Source organism: Thiohalocapsa marina (assembly GCF_008632335.1).
In the GTDB taxonomy this organism is placed as follows: Bacteria; Pseudomonadota; Gammaproteobacteria; order Chromatiales; family Chromatiaceae; genus Thiohalocapsa; species Thiohalocapsa marina.
The window spans coordinates 1-21,771 of sequence record NZ_VWXX01000041.1 but is presented as its reverse complement, the minus strand read 5'-3'; the positions used below and the strand labels follow the sequence as shown (position 1 = coordinate 21,771).

Sequence of the window (21,771 nt, the reverse complement as noted above, 5' to 3'; positions counted from 1 at the left end):
TGGGAGCTATGGGGATGTCTTGCAGACCCACCAATAGTCCAAGGCGGCCCTTTACCTCCATCCAGCATGGGATCGGCTACTCAGGGGGGACGGTCACTGTAACCAGGCCCAGGCGTTCCGCTTCAGTCGACGACAGCCAGCGCATGTTGCCGCTCGACACGCTGCCAGCGATGGCGACCAATTCAGGGTCGACCCCCATGCTGCGAAAATAGCGGAGGTAGTTGGCCGCGACCTGCTGGCCATCCTCGAGACTGCCGCCGCCGCCCAGCAGCTGACTGCGGTGCAGACCAATGCGCGAGGTGCTCAAGGCCAAGCGCTCCACACCACCGGCGAGGGCGAAGGTGCAGGCGCTCGCGCAAAGCTCACCGGCCATGGCGTTGACGTTGTTGCTGCGCAAGTAGTAGCCGACCATTTGCGCCTCAGACACCAACCCTCCGGCGCTCTCCAGCACCAGTAAGGATGTGCCGCTGTTGCGCAGCGCCTCGATGATGGCCTGGCTGTCGCCCTGCTCGAAATCCCCCTCGAACACCACGACCGGCGCCCCGTCGTCGGTCTCGAAGCTGGAGAGCTTGCTGGTGGTATCGCGGGCGATGCTGCCGACCAGAGGACGGCTCGCCTGTGGCGGGGTGGGCTGCAGGACCTGGGTCGTGCCCATCCGCATGCAGTTACCGTAGGCGTGGTTGAACGCGAGCGCGCTCCCCGAAAGGCTCGCCGACAGGCTGCCAACATTGCTGTCGATGCGCAGCACCGAGCCGTTCTTCAGGTCGTAGAGCGCCTGCTTGGACAACAGAAAACCGGCCAGTGGCAGCCCCTCGCCAACATAAAAGGGGTCGACGGCCACTGGGTTGTAGGGCGCGCCGTCGATGGTGAAGGAGAGCGAATCGAGTGTATCGTTGCCGCTGATGGCGAAGAAGGCGTCGTGACAGCCTTGCTCAGGCATGAAGACGACGGCTAACCCAATGCCATGCTCGAAGTAGGTCGAGGCGACGTTGTCGCTCCATGCCCAAGCCCCTTTGCTGCCGCGTGGACGGATCTCCTCGGCGACCGCGGCCGATAGGCTCACCAGGGCTGCGGCCAATAAACCGTAACCCAGACGCCAGGTCAGGCTCCGCCAACGTATCACGCGTCATGCCCCCCTTGGTGACGGCCATCACAACCATGCCCGGCCGATGCGCTTGGTGCACGAAACATACCCGAAATCAGCGTGCTTGTCTTGGTCGTCAGGGCAGGGCCGCGCAGCCTCTGCCAACAGCCCGCATGCGCGGGTCTTGTGAACGCTTGCTTATCGTCTCTTGCCGGCATGGTGTGTGAGCATAGCAGATTCCGCTTGCATGACGAACTGTTGCGGCTATACTTAACGCATGGCCTTTGCAGAGTACATCCGAGAGCGGCGCGAGACGCTGCGCGCCGAAGACAAGCGCTACAGCCTGCGCCAGGTGGCGCAGCGCATTGGCGTGCAGCCGGCCTATCTGAGCCGCATCGAGCGCGGGGACTTTGGGCCGCCGTCCGAGGAGAAGATCCGGCTGCTCGCCGCTGAGCTCGATGAGGATTGCGACGTGCTACTGGCCATGGCCGGCAAGGTCTCCAAGGACCTGCAGGCCATCATCCGGGCGCGCCCGGCGTTGTTTGCCGAGCTGATTCGCGCGCTCAAAGCCGCACCCGACGATCAGGTGCGCAAGCTCGCCCGCGAGATCCGCGACGGCGACTGGTAGAGGAGGGTGTTGATGCTGAGCTTGATCCTGCTGACGCTGGCCGCCGCCTATCTTCTCGCGGGTGTTCTGGTGCTGGTGTATCTGACCTGGGGACCAAGGCCCGCGGATGAAGCGCAGTCCAATCGATATGGCCCATTGGATTACATCCTGGAAGAGCCCTCCGTGTGGAGACGGCTCGGCCGCGGACTGGCCTTTCCATTCGTCCTATTGGTGGGCTCGCTGCTCTGGCCGATCTTCGTCCCGGACGTGCGGATGCGCTGGGCGGAGGGACGGGCGGCAAAACTGAAACGACCGCCAAGGGTCTTGCGCGAGCCGCCGCCCGAGGCCTTCGACGACTGAGCCTTAGGGCCGGGTTGCCCAGCGCCCCGCAACCGCATCAATCAGGAAGGAACGCCTATGCTGACCTCCACAACGTCCGGCTCTGCTGCGCGTTCCCCAAGGGGCATCGCCACGCGCGCTGCAAGAGCGAATGCATGCGTACCCTACGCAGCCCGGACGACAACGGCGCCGATCCGCTGCCGCCGCGGCTGGGCCGCATTCCCGGCGCGCCGTGGATGCGTCTCGCGACCTAATGCCGCCGGACTGGGCACGACATGGTGGGGTGTTCATGTCCATGTCTCAATCCGAAGCGCTGAAGACCGGTTTGTTTTCACGGTACCGGGCCGTCATGCGCATCGGCCACGATGATCGGGACGGGCGAAAGTACACCCATCCTGGCGAGTTGCAGAGCGCCAACGGGAGTGTCACTGCGATCTCTGGCGCGTGCGCCACGAGCCGTTTTGACAAGCATCCAGGCACTTGTGCCCATCCCAGCAAGAGAACACGCATGCCCAATCCCCCGGGGCGCTGACGGGGGCGATCGGAGAGTGAAGATGAAACAGGCCATCGTCTTTTGCGCAGCCGTCTGCCTGAGCACAACCGCCTGGGGTTGGCAGACCGCGGACGATTCCAATCCATTCGACGGCGCGACCAGCATCAATGAACAGCGTATCGGTGATTTCACCTACGGCAGTGGTCAGATCGGCGGCGAGCGTTACGACTCCACGCGCCAGCGCATCGGCAACTTCGAGTACGAGAACGGACGGATCGGTACCCGCAACTACAACTGCACGACGCAATACATCGGCGCCCAGGCCTATACCAACTGCAATTGAGTCAGGCTATGACTCGCCCAGCGCCGAGGGACCGATGTGGCCCTGGGCGGACGGGCCGGCGCTGACAGCCACTCGGGATCGGGCGACGCCGACCGGTCGGCACCGCGCATGGTGGATCAGCAAGGGGCGGCGTATGGGTGCGCGCAAACCAGCCTGCTCAACACCGCCGAGCGGCACCGGTCGGCTGTCCCCATCAATGGGGACACCCTGGCGGCTGAGAAGCGGCCATGCGAGACGACAACGTCACGCGCGCAAAACAGCACCAAAACACCACCAGACGGAGGCCCCGTGCTCACTCTCGCCGACGACACGCTTGTCTTCGATTTCCCGGACGTGGAGCCGCGTGCCGGCTGCCGCATCGCCTTGCAGCGCACCCTGCGTATCCCGGACGACGGGCAGCGCTATCCGCTGCCGCCCGGACTGGGATCCTTCCCCCTGCGCCCGGTGGATGATCACCTGGAGACGGTGCCCGAGGACTGGGCGCGCCATGGCGGGGTGTTCCTGCCGATGTATCAGTCCGAGGCGCTGTGGATCGACTTCACCGCCTTCTATCCCTGCGCGGTGAAGATCGCCGCGGGCAAGATCAACGCCGTCTCCGGCAAGCTCTGGGCGAATGGCCTGCAGGACGACCCGCAGGACTACGTGGTGGTGCCGGCGCAGCCCTGGCTCGATGGCTTCAACGTCGATGCAGGCCTGATCCGGCAGTTCGTCGCCATGCCCCTGGGCCTGGGCTACACCGCCGAGGAGCAGCTCACGGGTGCGGCCGAGCACGGTGGAGTGCAGCTGGCCGTCTACCCGATGAAGGCGGACCTCTATCGTGCGCTCTTCCCGCCGCCGGAACCGAAATCGCCCGAGGAGGGGTTTGAAGATGAAACGTCTGTTGTCCGTTTCTGTCGAGTACGCAGTGATATGGGTCTGGCCGCCGGCGGGCTGATGCGCCAGACGATTCATGCGGACCCCTACGGGCTCGACGCCTGGGACCAGGACCACGTCAGCCGCTGCTTCGTGCACCTGCTCAATTCCAAGCAATACCAGGCCGTCACCGGCGAGCGCCCGCCGCATCGCCCGTTCAAGGCCAAGAGCTACGCCAAGGCGGGCCTGCCCTGGTTCCATCACTACCGCGAGGGCAGGGCGCTGCCAGGCGCAAGGCTGTTAGCCGGACTCACCAGCGTGGGGTCGGTGTTTGCCGCAAAGAAGGGCAGGGCGCTGCCGGAGAACGGCCCGCTGGGACCCCTGCCGGTCAAACCGCTCGGCAAGGCCAAGGTGCGCGAGGAGGACTTCTGAGGTCGCGCCGGCAGCCAGTCCAGGCGAAGGCGTCGACTGCGTCTTCTCATCTGCGGCCAAGCGTCGCGTCACAACACGAGCATCGATCCATGAAAACGTTCAGGACCTTTACCGCATTCTGTGCGCTAGCGACCCTGCCGGGCGTCGTCTTCGCGCAATCCTACGGCGGCCTCTACGGCAACGGCAGCGGCAACCACTACAACACCTACGGCAACGGTTACAGCGGCTACAACGCCAACACCGGCTCGCGCTGGAATGCGCAGTCCTACGGCGGCATCACGCGTGGTACGGATTCGCGTGGTGACAGCTGGTCGTATGACAACAACAGCGGGATCTACCAGAACGACGGTACCGGCGAGATCCGCACCCCGATCGATCGGCTCTATAACGGTCGCTAGGCTGTGGTCCGCGTAGCCAGGCAGCTGAAGGCATGACGGACCGGCGGATGGCGCAGGCGGCGCGGCTCCCGCGGCGGGTGCAGCGGCGGGCAACGCCGCACCCCGAGCTCAGTTTTCTGTGCTGCCGCTTCGAGGCGTTGTTGGCCGAGGCGCGCGTCGCGTTGGACATCTCGCCGGCGCTGCGCATCCATTTCACGATCGTGCCGGGCGATTCCCTGGCCTGCATTACGCTGGACAAGCTCGCCGAGGGCGAATGCACCGTGTTGCTGCACGCGATACTGAACCGACCGGACACCCCGAGGCCGGTGCTGGAGCACATCGCCATGCACGAACTACTGCATCTGAAGATCCCGAGCCGGGAGGTCGACGGCAAACGACGTTCGCATCCACCGGAATTTGGCGTGGCCGAGCGCGATGCCGTGCCTTGGTGCGGGCTGTCCTTCGCCTGGATCTATCTGGCGTGCGGGCACCATATCGAGATTTGCCGGGAGGAGGAGGGCATCCGGGTCAAACGTGGCTGGAAGCGTCGCTATGAGCAACCGTTTCCGGAGTGGGACCACGTGTGCCGACTCGGCGAAAGACCCGGGGTGGATGCAGCGACAGTGGCCTCGGGGCTTTGAGCCACCATGACGCCTCAATCACCCTGCCGCGCCCCTTGGCAGGCACAACCGGAGACCGCCCATGACCCCAGCGTCCACCCCGATCCCTCATCCGCCCTGGCATTGGCGTGCCCGGCCGGTGACTTATCGCGCGGGGAGCTGGGCGCACATCGAGCCGCTGCTGCCGCGTTTTCGCCTCGATGCGCTGCGCGCGGCACCGCACGCGCCGGCGAATCCGTATCTGCGCACGGTGATCCGCGAGCCCGATGCCGCGTTCGATGCGCCCGTCCCCGTCGGCGTGGTGTCGAACACCTACGGCCTGGCGCAGCACCAGGACGTGGTGAGACGCTGTCTCCAGGGGATCGCCGACTGCGGCGTGCCGACTGAAGAGCTGACCTGCGAGCTGGGCCTGACAGACCTCGGTGAATGGATGAACTGCCGGCTCTACTTTCCGCCGCGCTATCATCACCAACCCGCCGACGGCGAGCCCATCGGCCTGCGGCTGGAGGTCTTCAACTCCGTCGACGGCTCCAGCCGCCTGGTGCTCTTGCTCGGCTGGCTGCGCTTCGTCTGCAGCAATGGCCTCGTGATCGGCGAGACCAAGCAGGAGTTCCACGACATCCACAACCATAACCTCGATCTGGACAAGATCCCTGCGGCCATCCGCGCCGGCATGGCGCTGGTGGAGCAGGACAGGGCGCGGCTCGATGACTGGCAGCGACACGGCTTCAAGCCGGACCGGCTTGTACCCTGGGTCGATGGACCACTCGCGAAGACCTGGGGCAAGAAGGCCGCCTGCCGAGTCTTTCACCTCTGCACATCCGGACAGGACGGGGAGCTCGTCGACCCCTTCGCCAAAGGTCCCGCTAGCGAAAAGCCCTGGGCGCCGACGCTGAGCGTCCCCGGTACCGCAACACCGGCCAAGACCCTCTATGACGTCAGCCAGGCCCTGTCCTGGATCGCCGAGCGCCGCACCAACCCCGAGGAGCGCAGGGATTGGCAGACCCGCATACCGACGTTACTGCAGGCGCTGTAGCACGCATGAAGGAGATCGCATGCGCAGCCACCTCAGTCGAATAGACCGAGATGCCGGTGCAGGCGAGTCGCGCGCTCGCCTGTGGTCTCTGAGAGTCGCTGGTGGACGGCGTGGGACAAAAAACCGTTGACACGCCGTCCGTGATACGGCGAAGTTCAGGGGCTGGCACACAGCTGCACGTCATTGTCCGAGACGCGCAGACACCGTGCCGAAGGATACAGCGTGCCAGCGGCGAGGACCGAGATGAGAGCAACGCCTGACCAGACCGAAGACCGCAACCGCCTCAGCGGATTATTCCAGTTCGCCGAGGGTGTCCTGCGCGCCAGGGACAGTGTTCTCTATCAGATGTCCGATACGCGGCTTGGGGTCTTTGCTGAGCGCGAGATTGCTGGGCTGCCCGGCGTGTCGCTCAACGCGGAGGATGAGCGTTGGCTTAAGGTTGAGCGTCTGCGCGAGAGCGCGCCGCAGGCCCCGGCTGGAGCACTGGCACACTGGCTCGATGGCCCCTTCGATGATCCCGATGCAACGCCAAAATTCCTGGCATTCATCGTGCAGGAGGTCACCATCGACGAGGCCTCCGACCTGTGCGAGGCGCAGATCGTTGCCTTGGAAGACGTGTACGACCCCGTGCCGGCCGAGGCCAGCGGAGCGGATCAGGAGGCCGCGCCGCCGAGGGTGCGCGTCCTCTTGCGCCTGGAGCGTTTGACGTCCATTCGCGAAGGCCTGGCGGCCTGGAAAGCGGTGGTGTGGGACCCCTGGGCCGAAACCGAGCGCCCGGTGCGTGCGACGATTCGGCTCTATAACAGCCTCTACAAGCTCTACAACATGCTCCACGGCGGCGCGGCCGCGAAGCCGCCGGAGCTGGTCTGGGGGATTGGCCTGGCGCGCTGGCGGCTGCCGGAACGTGTCGTCGATCTGCCGCTCATCGAGCAATTGGTCGACCTGGAACTGCAGGCGGGCGGTGCCTTGGCGCTGCGCCCGCGCGAGGTGCGCCCAAGCATCGGCATTCGCGCCTTCCAGGAGCTGCACATCCCGGGCGCGCTCGAGACGCAGCATGCGTTGCAGCAGGGCTTCGAGCGCATCGAGGCCAACAGCGACCTCGATATCACGCCCTTCGATCCGGCCGTCTGGGAGCCCCTGCTCGATCTCGCTGCCGGACAACTCTCCGCGAGCGGTCGTCACGTCGATCACCAGGCCCTGCAGGCGGGGGTCGCCATCGAACCGCCCACCGCGGAACTGCGGCTCTATTCCACCTGGGCCATCTATGCGCGCCCGCGCTCCGAGAACCTGCGCTGCGAGGACTTGGAGCGTCTGCGCAAACGGGTGGAGGCCACCGATGACGATGCAAGCCTGCCTGGCAGCCTGCGCGGCTACATCGCCCCGGCGCCGGACCCGCAGTCCCTGGACGACGATCCCTATGGTTTGACGGGTAGCGTGCTCGGCGGGTCGGCGCCGTCTGTCCCCAATGACCCAGTCATGCCTGAGCCGGTCGTCCCGGAGACCGGCCTTGCGCGCAAGGTGCATTTCTTCCCGCTGCCCTACAACCAGGAGCAGTCGCGCATCATCGATCTGCTCGATCAGGACCAGGTGCACGTGGTCAGCGTCACCGGCCCACCTGGCACCGGCAAGACGCATTCCATCGCCAACATCGTCGGCCATTACATGGCCACCGGCAAACGCGTGCTGGTCACCGCGCGCACGGCCGAGGCCATCGCCGCGGTGCGCTCCAAGCTGCCGGAGGAGCTGGGGCATTTGATCATCGCCTCCGTCGGCTCGGACCGTGAGGCCACCAAACAGCTCGAGGCCGCCGCCCAACGGCTGCTCGATGACGTCGTGTCACTCGATCCGAGTCAGGCGCGCCAGGAACGGGATCGACTGGAGCAGGAGATCCTCGGGATCGATGAGGAGATGCGCGCCTGCGATGCCGCCTTGGCGCGGATCGCCGAGGCGAATCTGACCACCTTCGACTACCAGGGCCAGGCCGCCACGCCGATGGCGCTGGCCGAGCGACTCGGGGCGGAGGCCGTGCGCTACGGCTGGATGACCGATCGCCCGAGCGCGCCGCCACCACCAACGCTCTCGGACGTCGTTGGGCGACTGCGCGAGCGCCTGCCGCCGTTGGGCGATGACCTCGTCTACCTCGCTGCGACGCTGCCCGCGGCCGCGGCCCTGCCAACTGCGGCAGAGCTGCTCGATGCGCATCAGCGTGAGCACCAGCGCCGTCTGACCCCACCCGAGGACGTTTCCGATGTCCCGGCCATGGCCCGCGACAGTGCGGAGGCGGACCTGCACGCCCGGCAGCTGTATGCGCTGTTGCAACAGCTCCATGAGGCACTGGCCTCTGCCGCGGACTGGGAGCAGGCCGTGCTTCGAGACGCTGTGCAGGCAGCGCTGAGCGGGCGGGCACCCTCGGACGTCTCGCTTGCCGTCAGCCAAGTCAGCGCGGTGCTGCACGATCGCACGCCCGGTGAGCTGCAGGTCGAGGCCGACGACGCAGTGCGCGAGCGTCTGCTGGAGGTGGCCGAGCGTGCCAGCCAGGGCCGGGCACCGCTCGGTCTGACCGAACGGCTGTTCAATCGCGCCTTGAGCACGGCCGTCGCCAGTCTGCGGCTCGATGGCGCGGAGCCCGTCTGTCGCGAGGATTGGCAGCGGGTCTACGATACCCTCGCCATCGGTCAGACGCGCGCGCAGATCGCGGCGCAATGGCAGCCGCATGTCGCGCGTGGCCACCTGCCGATCCTGCCTGAGGCCCCCGAGGCGCTGGTCAGAGTCGTGCGTGACGTCGAACGGCGTCTCACCCGCCTGCAGGCGCAGGCGGCGCAGATTGGTGCCCAAGCGCCGGTGCTCAAGCAGCTCTTCCCATACGGCCTCGACATCGAGGGACATCTCAGCGCTCTGCAGCTCGCCCCGCTCATGCGGGCCTTGCGGGCCAATCTGAAGGAGGCGCACCAGGTCCCCGAGGCACTGAGCCGATTGCAGCAGATCGGCACCCGGGGCGAACAGCCGCTCTACGCAAGCATCCGCGAACTGGCCGAGGCCATCGGCGCCGAGCAGATCCAGCCGCCGGACATCATCGCCGCGCGCAATGCCATCACCCACGAGATCGCGCGCGTCCAGGCGTTGGCTGGCGTCCTCACGGAGGTGAGCGACGACCTCGATGCCCTGCGCCTGGCCGGCGCGCCGAACTGGGTCGAACGCTGTCTCAGCCGACCCGGGGACCCCGATCAGCGCGTGCCCGAGGACTGGCGCGCGGCCTGGGAGTGGGCCATGCTGCGCCGGCGCGTCGATGACATCATCGCGCTCGGCAACGGCAACGACTGGCGCGACACCCAAGCCGCGCTGGTCCGCCGTCGCGAACGGCTGTTCGCCGAGCTCATTCGGATTCGCACCTTGCTTGGGCTGAAGCAGCGCATGACCGGCTCCGTGCAGAGCGCGCTGCAACGTTTCACCAGCGCCGTGCGCAAAATCGGACAGGGTACCGGCAAGAGCGCGCCACGTCTGCGCAAGGCCGCACGCCAGGCCGCCGCCGAGGCGGCGCAGGCGGCTCCGGTCTGGGTGATGCCGGAGCACAAGGTGGTGGAGCAATTGCCCGCTGCGCTGGGCGACTTCGATCTGGTGATCCTGGACGAGGCCTCGCAGTCTGACGTCACCGCGTTGAGCGCGCTTGCCCGCGGCAAGAAGCATCTGATCGTCGGCGACGAGCAACAGGTCAGCCCGAGCGCCGTCGGTATCCCGCAGCACAAGATCGACTATCTGCGCGCCGAGCACCTGCGGCAGCTGCCTAACCGGGACGTCATCGACGAGAAGACCTCCATCTTCGAGATCGCCATGCAGATGTGGCCGCAGACCCATCTGATGCTCAGGGAGCACTTCCGCTGCGTCGAGCCGATCATCCAGTTCTCCACCCGCTTCTACAACGGCCGTCTGATCCCGATCCGCGTGCCCAAGGCCTCCGAGCGCTTCGATCCGCCGCTGGTGGACATCTTCGTCAAGGGTGGCGAGCGCCGCGGCAAGCAGAACCCGCACGAGGCCGAGGTCATCGTCGAGGAGATCGTGCGGCTGACCCGTGATCCCGCCCATGCCCAGCGTGACATCGGCGTCATCTCCCTGATCGGCAATGAGCAGGCCCAGCGCATCGAGCAACTGCTGATCCAGCATCAGCAGATCGGCCCGGCCGTCATGGAGCGTTTCGGTCTTCTTTGCGGTGACAGCCGCACCATGCAGGGGCAGGAGCGCAGCATCATCTTCCTGTCGATGGTCGCCGCACCGGGCCAGGCCAAGCTGCAGAGCACCCGCGAGGACGCCCAGCGCTTCAACGTCGCCCTGAGCCGTGCGCGCGACCGACTCTATTTGGTGCGATCGGTCAGCGCCGAAGACCTCAAGGATGCAGACCTCAAGCTCGATGTCTTGCGCCACTTCGCCGACCCCATGCCCGAAGGGCGCCGTGATGCCGGCACCTCGATACTGGAGCGGTGCGAATCCGGCTTCGAGCGGGCCGTTTGCGAGCGCCTGCTCGAGGCCAACTATCGTGTCCGCGCTCAGGTCCGGGTCGGCCCCTACCGCATCGATCTGGTCGTCGAGGGCGCCGACGACCGCCGTCTGGCCATCGAGCTGGATGGCGACCACTGGCATGGTCCCGAGCAATGGGCCTACGACATGGCACGGCAGAGCACGCTGGAGCGGGCGGGATGGACCTTCTGGCGCGTCTTCGGCAGCCAGTGGATAACCGATGCCGAGTACTGGTGGCAACACCTGCTGCAGCGTCTCCAAGTCATGGGCATCGAGCCGATCGGCGCTGAGGCGGGCGATGAGCTGTTTACCGAGTTTCGTGTCTACGATATCAGCGGTGGGGGCCTGCAGGGCGTGTCGACCTTGGACGAGGACGCGCCGACCCCAGCCGCTGTTGCCACTGCCAGTTTCAATGATGAGCGCACGGAAGCTGACACGGCGCTGCCTGTCGAGCCCGAGCCCGAGCCCGAGCCCGAATTCCTCGAGCGAGCGCCTGTCAGCCCCTTGCTTGGTGTTGTGGAGGACGCATCCGACCTCCCGAGCGCAGACGCACCGATGCCGGGCGCTGCTGCAGAAACCGGTAGGGCCCTCAGCGATGCGGTCACCGCTGCGACGCCAAACGAGGGGCACGGCGTTGTGGTTGCGCTCCGCCCCGAGGACCTGACGGCTGGCACGGCATCCTCACCCGGCGCCGAGCCGGCTGAAGCCTCGGGCAATGCTGTTGGCATCGACCCGGCACGCTTCTATGCACCGGACTATCGGCATCACCTGCGCAGCCTGGCCTGCCAGCTCATCGACCAGTCTGGCCCCATCAGTTTCAACCATCTCTGCGAACGCATTGCGCGCCTGCACGACTTCAAGCGCACCGGCTCCGAGATCCGGAAAACCATCCGCCAAGCGCTCGGCAATAGCCGCCTGCGTACGCATCTCGCTGGTGACAACGCGGTGTTCTGGCCGCAACAGGTCGAACCGCGGGAGTGGATCGCGTTCAGAGGTCTTGGCAATGGCAGCGAGCAACGAGACTGGAACGACGTGCCTGAGCCGGAAAAGCTCGGCCTGGCCCTCAGCATCGTCGACGACGAACATGCTGATCCGGAATTGGCGATGCGCGATGCCGTCGGCGTCGGTCGCATGGGGCGCCGGCTGCGCGAGGAGTTCTCAATGCTGATCGGGCGCGCCAGGGAGATCAGAGAGGGACGACAAGGGCAGCAGGTGACCTATCTGCATGCCCGAACCGACCGCTGAACGCCCTGATCGTCGTCGATCCTCGCGCCGATGCCCACCGCGGCCTCGTTGCAGGGTGTGCGGATGACTTCTGTGCCATCTCGCGGGCAGAGCCCGATCTTGCCTTGGGCGGGCATGTGCATCTGGGCGATGCCGGGGTTGTCGAGGCATCGTCATCGCGCGTGCCGATAGCGGGGTGTCCAGCCGGCTGATGGGCGAGTCCAATGGCTTCACCCTGATCAGTGAGGATCGAAATAGGCTCCAAGTGGAGCATTGGCAGTGGCTGGGACGACGCTATGCTCCAGCTGTGGAGTCGCAGGATGGACGGAGCCACAAGGGGTGGGTCTATCCACCGCCAAGCACCAAGACGCAGCCTCGGACAGTTTGGCCCATGGAGGCGGCCGGCAAGTCGCAGAACGGATCGGGGGAGCGAGGCTGATGCGCCGTAGAGAGCACACTCAAAATCGGCGGAAGGGCACCCGGCCCTGATGCGTTTGGCCGATGACTACATTCGCTCCTCGGCCGACCGTTCTGTCGATAGTCGCTGTATGAATTCCCCCGGCCGCTCTGGCGTGATGAGCCAGGGCCTCGCGTCCCCCATCTCGATCCAGACCAGATCGCGGTTCCGCGAGACATACATCTGCACCGGCCCGCGCCGTTGCGTCCAGAGCCAGCCGAAGGCACCGCCCAGCCCACCGGCACCGACGCGGAATCCCCACCCCAGCTCGCGCCGCAACGCACGGCGATCGGTCAGACGGACATCCTCGATATCAGCACGGCGAATGCGCCGCCGCTTCAGGGGCCAGACGACCTCCAGGGCATCTTCATCAATGACGAACCGCGACGGTCGAAAGCGTAGCCAGTCCCAGGCATAGATGCCGTAGATGAACAGCAGCGGGACGAGTAGCGAGAGGGAGACGACCAGCACCCAGACCTGGATGGCCACCGGGATCAGCAGCAGGATGACCGTCAGGACCAGTACGTCGAGGGTCATCGGGGCCAGACGGTAGTGATATTTCATGCGCAAACGCGAGCCTGTGGGCTGGGATGCAAAAGGTACGAGAGTCCCAAGCTCATCAATCAGCGGCGAGCGACCCGCCCAGCAACGCCCGCGTCCGCACATCCGCCTTGCCCCCAAAGTAGGACTCGATCAGCAGGTGAAACACCGAGCCCCCAAGCGACACCTCCGCGAACAACGTCGCGCAGGAGCACAGCTTCAGCTCGTCGTGCATGCCGAAGATGTCCCGTGCGGATCTGCCCTTGATGGCGAGCACCGCCTCGGCGCAGGCTAATCGGAATCAGCGGGCGATGCAGAGCGCTTCAGCTGCCCGGCTTTGGCGACTTCGTCGATAATTGCCATGGCATCTTTGTCGTCGATAAATCTGGATTCACCAAACGGTAGAAGATACTGGTCTGGAACCGGGCTAACCTTATGCTTTAAAAAATATTTCATCTCTGCATCCCAGCGAGAGCGATCCTCATCTCCATAATGATCCGTACGTATGAGACTCATCCTTCTCTTCGCGAGATGGGTCTGGTATTGAATTGACTTGCTCCGAATGTACTTGCGCTGCTGATGTTCTTTGTAAAGAGCCCAAGGAATCGCAAACGGCAGCAAGATAATAAAAAGCAAAAATCGAAATGTTGCATTAGTGATTGATAATAAAGCAGAAAGGATTGCAGAGAGAATTGCAAATAGCAGCCAGATTGCAGCAGCCCATAGCAAGAGATTCATTAGTCTTCCTCGCATTAAAGCATGAGCGAAATCCTGAACGCGGAGCGACAACGCGAGGTCCGATGTTGAGCCTGTTTGGCACCGGCGTAAATAAGCATTGTGTCCGTTCTGGATGGCAATCAGGGCAGGCGTTGCGAGTCTGTAGCACGGTTGGCATGGTGAAAGGACACACGTGCGAAACGACCAACACTGACCTACCGCACCACATACGCCTTCGCCTTCACGCCCCCGAAGGCCTGCCCCGCATTCACCAGCACAGGCTTGATCCACCCGAGCCTGCGCTTGCTCAACGCCTCGCCATAACGGATGGTGCGAAAGTGTCCCCGGCGCCAGTGCGCCTTGATGCTACGGTGCGCCTCACCGCCGCCACCCCCGGTACCCGCCGGCTCCTCGGGCTCCGGGAACGCAGCCGGCCCGATGACGATGCGGTCGTAAGCACCCGCCATGCGCCGCCTGAACTTCGCCGCCTTCTTCGGCCCGAGCCCCCGAATCTTCTCCAGCAGATCGGAACGCTCGGTCACGCGAAGCTTCTCCGCATCCGTCAGGTTCAGATACAGAAGCACCTTGGCCAGTTGCTCGATCACGGGCTTGACCAGCGCCACGTCGTCCGGGTCCAGCGGCGCCATGCCGGGGTGGGCGTAGGCGACCGGGTCGTGGAACCAGGCGATGTGCCGGTCCAGCACCGCGCGCAGGCATTCGTCCTCGTCCTGGACCAGCAACACAATATCCTGCGAGGCGTCATCGAGGGCGTTGGCCTTGCCGATCGGCGAGCCCGTAATGACGACCTCGATGACCCGTACCGGCTTGGCCGGGTCAAGGTTGAGCGCCCGATTGCGGGCCGCGTTATGAAAGACCCCATGCCCTGCGGGCAGCTCGTAGGTGCCGATATAGGCGCCCTCGCACTCGTGCAGCCCGGAGACCTTGTTGGCCACTTGCAGCGTATTGGGCCGCGCGAGCTCGATATAGACCATGGGATAGGGGCTGCGGAAGAACCCCGCCGGCAGCTCCGCCGCGAGGTCCGTCTCGGTGAGCATGGCCTGCAGCGCGGGCGTGACCTGAACGATGGGGTCACCATGCGCGCGCAACCGGGCCCGGACCATGGTCAGGATGAAGCTGCCCATGTTGGCACCGCCAATGAGGCCGAAGTGGGACTCGGCGATCTCGTACATGCCTGGCACATGCTTGAGAATCCACTCAGTGGTGGCCCGCCCGTCCGTCAGATACGGCTTGAGCGCTGGCATCACGCCCGCGGTCTCGAACACCAGGGAGTCCATTGGCTGGTCCAGCACGGCATCGATGCGCACCGGATGGGGCCGGGCCATCAGGCTGGCGTCATTCAGTCGATCCATGGGGTCGGTCTCTCAGGCGCGCTCTAGGGCTCGTAGTGCCAGCCCGGCGTGAAGCCCTGGTTGGCGGCCAGCGTCATCAGCGGGCCGATGGTCTGATCATAGGCGCGGAACAGCTCGCCGTAGCTCAGCAGCGCCTCGACCGACGTCAGGTGCAGGTCCGCGAGATAGTCCTCGGCGAAGCGCTCGAACTGCCGAACGGGGAATGCGCGCCGAGCGATCTCCAGGGCATGGTACTGGAGGTCCACGAAGTCGCGGAAGTAGTCGCCGTCCGGGAGCTTGTTGGACTTCGAGGAATTCACCTCGCGCGGTACCGGGATCAGGTTCCAGAGCTGATCGTGGGCGACGAAGGACCAGGGCAGGTAGTGATCCAGCGCGAAGGCCTCGGGCGTGAGCGGCTGATCGGAGTAGATGCAGCGCAGCCCAGCCGGTGCCTGGCGCAGGATCTCGCGCCAGTAGCGGGTCTGGCCGGAGAGCGACTCGCGCTTGGCCGGCGGAAAGAGCTTGGTGGCGATGGCCGGCGTGGCCGGATTGCGCCGCTGCATGTACTGCAGCCAGTGCCAGGCGGCCCAGCCGTGGATGATCGAGAAGTGCCGCTCCAGGTAGGCCACCCAGTCCGGGTGCCAGCGCAGGCTCGCGCAGGCCTTCCAGTCGTCGCTGTCGTAGCGGTAGAGCGGCCGGGCGGTGGCGAAGTGCGCATTGGTGATCGCCGGCATGGCGCGCTCGAAGACCATCCAGGCGCCTTTGTCGACGCCCTGCAGGTGCTCCGTGAGAAAGGGGATTTGCAGCCGGTAGGGCACGAAATCCATGAGCCGTGCCGCCTCCCCGAGATCGCAGCCTCCGAGCGCCGCGCGCAGCCGCTTGCGGTCGTTGGCGGTGAGCGTCTCGGCATCCCCGAGCGCCAGGTCCAGCGCATCGAGCTTCTTGGCGATGGTGTCCAGCGACCCGAAGGACAGCTTGAAGTAGGTATGCGCGAACCACGCGATCGAGAGCATCTCGATGGTGATCTCGGCATAGGTGTAGGGCCGCTCGGCGTCGAAACGGTGGCGCGCGAGCAGGTCCAGTAGCGCGAGGAAGAAGACGAACTTGTAGGAATTGGTGGTGTGCTGGAATAGCCGGCTCAGGGCGGCGATGTTCAACCCCTCGTCGTCGGGCAGATGGCGGCCAGCCGCGACCATCACGACCGGGCCGCGGAGACGTCCGTGACCAGAAAACCGATCAGCGTCTCGACCGACTCCCAGGCCGAGAGCAGGACACGCGCCTGCCGGTCCTCGCAGGCGGCAACGTCGATGCGCTGGTGGTACTCGATGAGCGAGCGCTGGGCCAAGGCGGGGTCCGGCTCGTCCTCGACCAGTGCCGCGTCCATGTGCTTTAGGTTGGCTGTGGCAAACAGCGGCGCATAGGCCTCCAGCCAGGTAGGGATGTCGTGCTCGACCGCCTCCTCGACCTCGAGCCCCTTACCCTCGCAGTAGCCGAGCACGCTGTCACGGAAGACCTCCATGGTCAGGTCATGCGTGAGCTGGGCGTCGCCGCCGGCAACCGCGACCAGCGCCTCGAGATCGCAGTGCTCGAGCGTCTGCATGGCGCGCTGCAGGATGCGCGTGCCGTCGAGAAAGGCCAGCGCATTGAAGGTGGCCATGATCTGCTTGGGCTGGAAGGCATGCAGGCCGTGGCGCAGATCGGCGGCGATGGCGTCTTCTTCGGGCATGCTGGTGACTCGGCGCATGGTCGGTTGGCGGTACGGAAAGCGCGGGCACGCCGTTGCGACAACGCGCGTCCACGACGTCATGGCATTATAGCCATGCAGCGAAGCTTCAGAGAGGACAGCGCTCGTGACCCACTATCTGATCGATTACGAGAGCATCCAGCCCAAGCAGATGGGGGACTGGATCGACGAGGCCTCCACGGTCGCGCTTTTCATCGGACCCCAGCAGCACCGTTTGCCGTTCGACCTGGTCGAGACGATGCAGGCGCTCGGCGCGCGGGGCCGCTATATCAGGCTCGAACGGACCGGCAAGAACGCGCTCGACTTCCACCTCGCTTTCTATCTTGGTGAAGGCGTAGGCCAGGAGCCGGAGGCCGAATACCGCGTGCTCACCAAGGACAGCGGATTCGATGCGCTGATCGCACATCTGCAGCAGCGAGGGGTACGTGTGGAGCGTATGGACTGGGAGCCGACGCCGGACTAGAACCGCAAGCATGACCGACAATCAGCAACGACCGATACCGGGCGCAACGCCCGACGGGTCGACGTACTACGACGCCAACGCCAAGGCCTTCTTCGCCGAGACCGTCGCGGTCGACATGACGCCGCTCTATGCCCGCTTCCTCGCCCACCTGCCACCCGCCGCGGCCATCCTCGACGCCGGCTGTGGCTCCGGGCGCGACACCCTGGCCTTCCGCCAGCGCGGCTATGCGCTCACCGCACTGGAGCCCTCAGCGGCCCTCGCACGGCTGGCCGAGGCCCATTGCGGGCTGCCGGTGGCGGTACTGCGCGTCCAGGACATCGCCTGGCAGGAGCGCTTCGACGGCATCTGGGCCTGCGCCAGCCTGCTGCATGTGCCCCTGGCCGAGTTGCCCGAGGTGCTGCGCAGACTGGCCCGGGCGCTCAAGCCCGGCGGGGTGCTCTACGCCTCGTTCAAATACGGGGCAGGGGAGCGGGAGCATGGCGGGCGGCGGTTCACAGACCTCGACGAGGCGGGGCTTGCGGCACTGCTGCGGGCGGTGCCGGAGCTGACGGTGGTGGAGACCTGGACCACGGCGGACCGCCGGCCGGGGCGGGAGGGGGAGCGGTGGCTGAATAGCGTTATGGCAAAGCGGGCGGAGCCTATTCCGCGCACAAGCGAATTGCCATACAGGTGATGGTGTCCGGCAAGGGGGGTTGCACAAAACCCATATTTATCGTGTGCGCTCTGACTCGGCATTTTCCGCCCCAAAAAGGCTGGTGGCAGCATCTAGAAAAGCATGGCCACGCTCGTGCATCCAGTCGATCGCTCGGTCCCAGTTCTCATGATCATCCATATCAATATCGATGCTGTCTACCGGATGGTTGTCGTCATCACCAATATGTTTGCAAACACCGACGAGCCGTTCAAACTCTTGGGCATGAGGCAGTAAGCGTGCCTGCGTTTCGGCAGGCGTCTCACCTCGCGGACCACGAAGGAACACACCGACGCCAGTCTTGGCCCTGTATATCGAGACGACCATCTGAGTGTCGCCCTCCGGTATGAGCCAGTTCGATGGGCTGCCTGTCTCTTTCACACCGAGCGCCGCATCCTCTGGATACCGCTCCAAATAGCGGCGCCAGAAGGCTCTGCGGCCTTCGGCAAAGGCCGAGCTCTCCCCAGTCTTTTCCCGCACGACTTGTTGCATCTGGCGTTCCCAAGCGTTGGGGCGGCCAAGCACATCGAACATTGGTGCCGGAGCGCTATCGCCTATCCGGACCACTCGGAGCCTGACTGCGAAGAACGCGAAGCTGTCGGCTGTGTTTTCATTCAGCCAGCTGATCGCAGACAAATGTTGCTCACGAAATTCTGTGGCGATCCAGATCACAATCTCCGCTTCCAGACCGGACATGTACGTCAGTACCTGTCCGAGATGGCTGTGATCAGTCGTGTCAAGCTGGTTTTCGATCAACACGAGCCGCCCTTGCATGTCACGCGCGAGGATGTCCGCCGAGAACGCCCCGACCGCAACCTCAACACCCTCCGGTTCCAGCTTGAGACCAATCACTTCACCGAGCTGGTCCAGATTTTCTGAGAGCCAAGGGGTGAAATCCCGCGCTTCATGCTGCCAGGCGTCACGAGGTGGAATGTTGCTAAGGCGTCCGATTTCAAGCTTCATCGTTAGCGGTCCTGAAGGGAGTGGGATTTCACCTCACGCAATACTATAAGTCGGAAGAGCCTATCGGATCTCGCCCCCTCGCAGCATCGGAGTTCGGATAACGGCTGTCACCTATCCCTCTAGACCGTTCGCCACCCGCTCCCGCAACCCCTTGCCAGGGCGGAAATACACTGAGCGCTTTGCCGGTATAGCCACCGGCTCGCCGGTGCGCGGATCGCGTCCCATGCGCGCCGCATAGTGACGCAGCGAAAAGGCCCCGAAATCGCGGATCTCGATGCGCTCACCGCGCACGAGCGCCTCAGTCAGCTGCTCGAGGAGGGTCTTCACCGCGAGTGCCACATCATCGTCACTGAGATGCGGTTGCTGCGCCGCGAGACGCTCGATGAGATTCGTGCGGGTCACCGACACGGGGGCGAGAGCCGCAGCAGTGGAGTCAGTCTCTTCGGGCACGTCACGCGGGGCCGCGGCCAGTTCCGACATACATCACACCTCTGCGCAGAGAACACCAGAATGGGAGAGAAGCACCCCCAAGCCGTGCTCGCCATTGTCGCACAGAGCTTCATCAAAATGACAACGGCAAGACACGATCTCAAGCTAGCGTACCATTGCTGATACCAACGATAAGCGCCGCTCAGGGACCCCATGGCAAAACCCACCTACCTGATCCGACACCTCGGCCCTACCGTGCTTGCCGCGGACCCCGCGCCCCTGGACCTGGAAGACGAACCGCTTGCCACGCTGCTCCTGCTCGGCACCGTCAGCGCCGGCCAGCCCATTGAGGCCGTCGAGGACCCCGAGACCATCGACATCCCCGAAGACCTCGCGCGCCGCGCGAGCTTCGCGCTGCGCGTGCGCGGAGACTCCATGACCGAGGACGGCATCGAGGACGGCGACCTGATTCTGGTCGCCCAGCGCCCGCACGCCGAGAACGGCGCCACCGTGGTCGCGCTGATCAATGGCGGCGAGGTGACCCTGAAGCGGCTCTATGTCGAGGCCGAGGGCATCCGCCTGCAGCCGGCCAACCCCGAGATGGCCCCGCTCACGTACCCGCATGCGGCCGTCGAGGTGCTGGGGGTGGTGAGCGCGGTACTGCACAACCGCCGATAGGCCCCCACGCTCTTTCGAGACCATCGACATAAACGCCTCCAATACCGGCGCGAAAGGCCGACCAATTCAGCACCAATGCCGTTGTACGCCTCGCCAATGAATAGCCCGTCCCATTTCCCGACGATGACGAATTATTGGACGTCTTATCGTCAAATCCAGTACACTCCCGCCCTTTAATCACCACAACTGGGAGTTATCCATGGGCACCTTCGAGCACCTCGACATCGACGATCTGCAGCGGCATCAGCAGGAGATGGCAGAAAAGCAAGCCGAGATCAATCGCCTGCTGACGCTGAAGCTGAAAGAGGCCAAGGGTGATTTCGTGCGCGAGCTGCGCGCGCAGATCGAGGCCAAGGGCTATGAGGTCGTCGACATCGCCAACCAATTGCTCGGCCGCAAGCGCGGTGGCGGTGCCGAACGCACCGGCAGCTACTATGTCGATCCAGACGATGCAGGCAATACCTACAAGCGCGGACCGGTCCCGCAATGGCTGAAGAACAAGATGCTCGCGCAGGGCTTCGATCCCACCGACAGAGAGCAGCGCGACGCCTTCAAGGCCGAGCATTTGACACTGGTCGCGGGCTGATCGACAACCTATGGCCAATGGCCGTCAACCGGCGGCCTTTACACCGAGCCCTTTTCCGATCCGCTGCCCTCCAATCGCTGCGCTGAAACGCCCGATACCCCGATGCTGCGCTTGCCTCTCCGGCTCACGCTGACAGTGCTGCTGCTTCTATTGGGCAGCTGCGATCAATCACCAACCGGCCGCACCCAGGTCACGCTGATCCCCGAGCAGCAGATGGCCGCGATCGGCGAGCGCACCTTCGCCGAGCTGCTGCAGACCCAACCGCTGGTGACGGACAAGGCCGTGCGCGAGGAGATCACCTGCATCACCCGCGCCCTGATCGAGGCGCTGCCGCCGCCACGGGGCGAATGGTCGGTGGCCGTCTTCCAGGACCCGAGCCCGAACGCCTTCGCGCTGCCCGGCGGCAAGATCGGCGTCAACAGCGGCCTGCTCGAGGTGGTGCGCTCGCCCGATCAGCTCGCCGCCGTCATCGCCCACGAGATCGCCCATGTGCGCGCCGACCACGGCAACGAGCGCCTGACCCAACAGCTCGCGGTCCAGGGTGGCCTGCTGCTGGTGGACCTGCTGGCCGAAGACCCCGGCAGCCTGGGTCACGAAGTGCTGCGGCAGGCGCTCGGCATCGGCGCCGAGCTCGGTCTGCTGCTGCCCTACAGCCGCACCCACGAGCGCGAGGCCGACCTGCTCGGCCTGGAGCTCATGGCGCGCGCCGGCTTCGATCCGCGCGAGAGCCTGAGCCTATGGCGCAACATGGCCGCGGCCGGCGGCGGCCAGCCGTTGGAGTTCCTCTCCACCCATCCCACTCACGACAGCCGGCTCGAGGACCTGCAAGCCGCCATGCCCGCCGCCCTTGCGCTACAGGCGGCCGCGCTCGAAGACCGCCCAGCGCCGCGCTGCGGGCGCTGAACGCGCAGGCGGAATTGCACAACAGATGCCCCTTGGCCGGGCCACTGTCGATATAGACAGCTCCCGGCCGCTGCCGTAACCTGCCGGCAGTTCACTGCCCACCGCAACGCCAGCACGATGCCGCCCCCGTTCTGCCACGACAACCGCCAAGCCAGCCGCCCCAGGCCCGAGACCAAGCCAGTCCTGGTCGGTGCTATACCATGCCCTGTGGCGCGCGCCACGCCGCACCCGCTGCCCCGCATGACCTGGCCCGTGCAGGCCGGCTTCCCGTCCCCGGCCGAGGACGACCAGGAGCCGGCCATCGACCTCAACGCCATGCTCGTGCCGCATCCCGA

The 21,771-nt window shown here is 65.2% G+C and carries 21 protein-coding genes and 1 pseudogene; 13 read left to right on the top strand and 9 right to left on the bottom strand.

The annotated features are described in order from the left end of the window. Positions 1–76: 76 nt before the first annotated feature. Positions 77–1,078: a COG3904 family protein gene (locus F2Q65_RS17370; RefSeq protein WP_150094672.1), complete on the bottom strand. Its 1,002-nt coding sequence runs from the start codon at positions 1,076–1,078 to the stop codon at positions 77–79. Between the two features lie 283 nt (positions 1,079–1,361). On the opposite strand from F2Q65_RS17370, the gene F2Q65_RS17365 reads away from it, so the two are divergent. The 8 genes from F2Q65_RS17365 to F2Q65_RS17330 all read left to right on the top strand — a co-directional run bounded on the left by F2Q65_RS17365 (position 1,362) and on the right by F2Q65_RS17330 (position 11,937). Next, positions 1,362–1,712: a helix-turn-helix domain-containing protein gene (locus F2Q65_RS17365; RefSeq protein WP_150094671.1), complete on the top strand. Its 351-nt coding sequence runs from the start codon at positions 1,362–1,364 to the stop codon at positions 1,710–1,712. Positions 1,713–1,724: 12 nt separating this feature from the next. Then, complete coding sequence (locus F2Q65_RS17360) at positions 1,725–2,051, top strand: hypothetical protein (RefSeq protein WP_150094670.1); 327 nt, start codon at positions 1,725–1,727, stop codon at positions 2,049–2,051. A 533-nt stretch (positions 2,052–2,584) separates the two neighbouring features. Continuing rightward, positions 2,585–2,866, top strand: coding sequence for a hypothetical protein (locus tag F2Q65_RS17355; RefSeq protein ID WP_150094669.1), 282 nt, complete (start codon positions 2,585–2,587; stop codon positions 2,864–2,866). Positions 2,867–3,154: 288 nt separating this feature from the next. Further along, positions 3,155–4,150: a hypothetical protein gene (locus F2Q65_RS17350; protein WP_150094668.1), complete on the top strand. Its 996-nt coding sequence runs from the start codon at positions 3,155–3,157 to the stop codon at positions 4,148–4,150. Positions 4,151–4,239: 89 nt separating this feature from the next. After that, positions 4,240–4,548 (top strand): hypothetical protein, encoded by a 309-nt coding sequence (locus F2Q65_RS17345; protein WP_150094667.1) that lies wholly within the window; start codon positions 4,240–4,242, stop codon positions 4,546–4,548. A 32-nt stretch (positions 4,549–4,580) separates the two neighbouring features. After that, on the top strand, positions 4,581–5,168 hold the full coding sequence (locus tag F2Q65_RS17340; protein ID WP_150094666.1) for a hypothetical protein: 588 nt from the start codon (positions 4,581–4,583) through the stop codon (positions 5,166–5,168). Positions 5,169–5,229: 61 nt separating this feature from the next. Next, the gene (locus F2Q65_RS17335; RefSeq protein ID WP_150094665.1) at positions 5,230–6,183 is read left to right on the top strand and encodes a DUF932 domain-containing protein; all 954 of its coding nucleotides are present in this window, start codon (positions 5,230–5,232) and stop codon (positions 6,181–6,183) included. Between the two features lie 243 nt (positions 6,184–6,426). Continuing rightward, on the top strand, positions 6,427–11,937 hold the full coding sequence (locus tag F2Q65_RS17330) for a DUF3320 domain-containing protein (RefSeq protein WP_150094664.1): 5,511 nt from the start codon (positions 6,427–6,429) through the stop codon (positions 11,935–11,937). Between the two features lie 484 nt (positions 11,938–12,421). Here the strand turns inward: F2Q65_RS17330 and F2Q65_RS17325 are convergent, their stop codons facing one another. The 6 genes and pseudogenes from F2Q65_RS17325 to F2Q65_RS17300 all read right to left on the bottom strand — a co-directional run bounded on the left by F2Q65_RS17325 (position 12,422) and on the right by F2Q65_RS17300 (position 16,705). Then, positions 12,422–12,937 (bottom strand): PH domain-containing protein, encoded by a 516-nt coding sequence (locus F2Q65_RS17325; protein ID WP_170265795.1) that lies wholly within the window; start codon positions 12,935–12,937, stop codon positions 12,422–12,424. A 55-nt stretch (positions 12,938–12,992) separates the two neighbouring features. Then, a pseudogene (locus F2Q65_RS17320) lies at positions 12,993–13,193 on the bottom strand (DUF1810 family protein); the annotation flags it as partial. An 11-nt stretch (positions 13,194–13,204) separates the two neighbouring features. Beyond that, complete coding sequence (locus F2Q65_RS17315; RefSeq protein WP_150094661.1) at positions 13,205–13,651, bottom strand: hypothetical protein; 447 nt, start codon at positions 13,649–13,651, stop codon at positions 13,205–13,207. 194 nt (positions 13,652–13,845) lie between these two features. Continuing rightward, on the bottom strand, positions 13,846–15,000 hold the full coding sequence (locus tag F2Q65_RS17310) for an AcrVA2 family anti-CRISPR protein (RefSeq protein WP_150094660.1): 1,155 nt from the start codon (positions 14,998–15,000) through the stop codon (positions 13,846–13,848). A gap of 23 nt (positions 15,001–15,023) precedes the next feature. Next, on the bottom strand, positions 15,024–16,175 hold the full coding sequence (locus F2Q65_RS17305) for an HNH endonuclease domain-containing protein (protein ID WP_150094680.1): 1,152 nt from the start codon (positions 16,173–16,175) through the stop codon (positions 15,024–15,026). Then, positions 16,175–16,705 (bottom strand): hypothetical protein, encoded by a 531-nt coding sequence (locus F2Q65_RS17300; protein ID WP_150094659.1) that lies wholly within the window; start codon positions 16,703–16,705, stop codon positions 16,175–16,177. The genes F2Q65_RS17305 and F2Q65_RS17300 overlap by 1 nt, the downstream gene beginning before the upstream one ends. A gap of 124 nt (positions 16,706–16,829) precedes the next feature. Between F2Q65_RS17300 and F2Q65_RS17295 the strand changes: the two genes are divergently transcribed. Both F2Q65_RS17295 and F2Q65_RS17290 read left to right on the top strand, forming a co-directional pair. Further along, complete coding sequence (locus F2Q65_RS17295) at positions 16,830–17,186, top strand: PIN domain-containing protein (RefSeq protein WP_150094658.1); 357 nt, start codon at positions 16,830–16,832, stop codon at positions 17,184–17,186. 10 nt (positions 17,187–17,196) lie between these two features. Next, positions 17,197–17,859 carry a class I SAM-dependent methyltransferase gene (locus F2Q65_RS17290; protein WP_150094657.1) on the top strand — a complete coding sequence of 221 codons (663 nt, stop codon included), beginning with the start codon at positions 17,197–17,199 and terminating at the stop codon, positions 17,857–17,859. Between the two features lie 36 nt (positions 17,860–17,895). Here the strand turns inward: F2Q65_RS17290 and F2Q65_RS17285 are convergent, their stop codons facing one another. Then, positions 17,896–18,840, bottom strand: coding sequence for a DUF4268 domain-containing protein (locus F2Q65_RS17285; protein ID WP_150094656.1), 945 nt, complete (start codon positions 18,838–18,840; stop codon positions 17,896–17,898). 111 nt (positions 18,841–18,951) lie between these two features. Continuing rightward, positions 18,952–19,320 carry an HU family DNA-binding protein gene (locus tag F2Q65_RS17280; protein WP_281291061.1) on the bottom strand — a complete coding sequence of 123 codons (369 nt, stop codon included), beginning with the start codon at positions 19,318–19,320 and terminating at the stop codon, positions 18,952–18,954. A 162-nt stretch (positions 19,321–19,482) separates the two neighbouring features. On the opposite strand from F2Q65_RS17280, the gene F2Q65_RS17275 reads away from it, so the two are divergent. The 3 genes from F2Q65_RS17275 (at position 19,483) to F2Q65_RS17265 (ending at position 21,436) form a co-directional block, all read left to right on the top strand. Further along, entirely contained in the window at positions 19,483–19,947 is a 465-nt protein-coding gene (locus F2Q65_RS17275) for a LexA family protein (protein WP_150094655.1), read from the top strand. 199 nt (positions 19,948–20,146) lie between these two features. Continuing rightward, a complete protein-coding gene (locus tag F2Q65_RS17270) occupies positions 20,147–20,533 on the top strand; it encodes an H-NS histone family protein (protein ID WP_150094654.1) in 387 nt (128 codons plus the stop codon). 102 nt (positions 20,534–20,635) lie between these two features. After that, entirely contained in the window at positions 20,636–21,436 is an 801-nt protein-coding gene (locus F2Q65_RS17265; protein WP_150094653.1) for a M48 family metallopeptidase, read from the top strand. Positions 21,437–21,771: the final 335 nt, after the last annotated feature.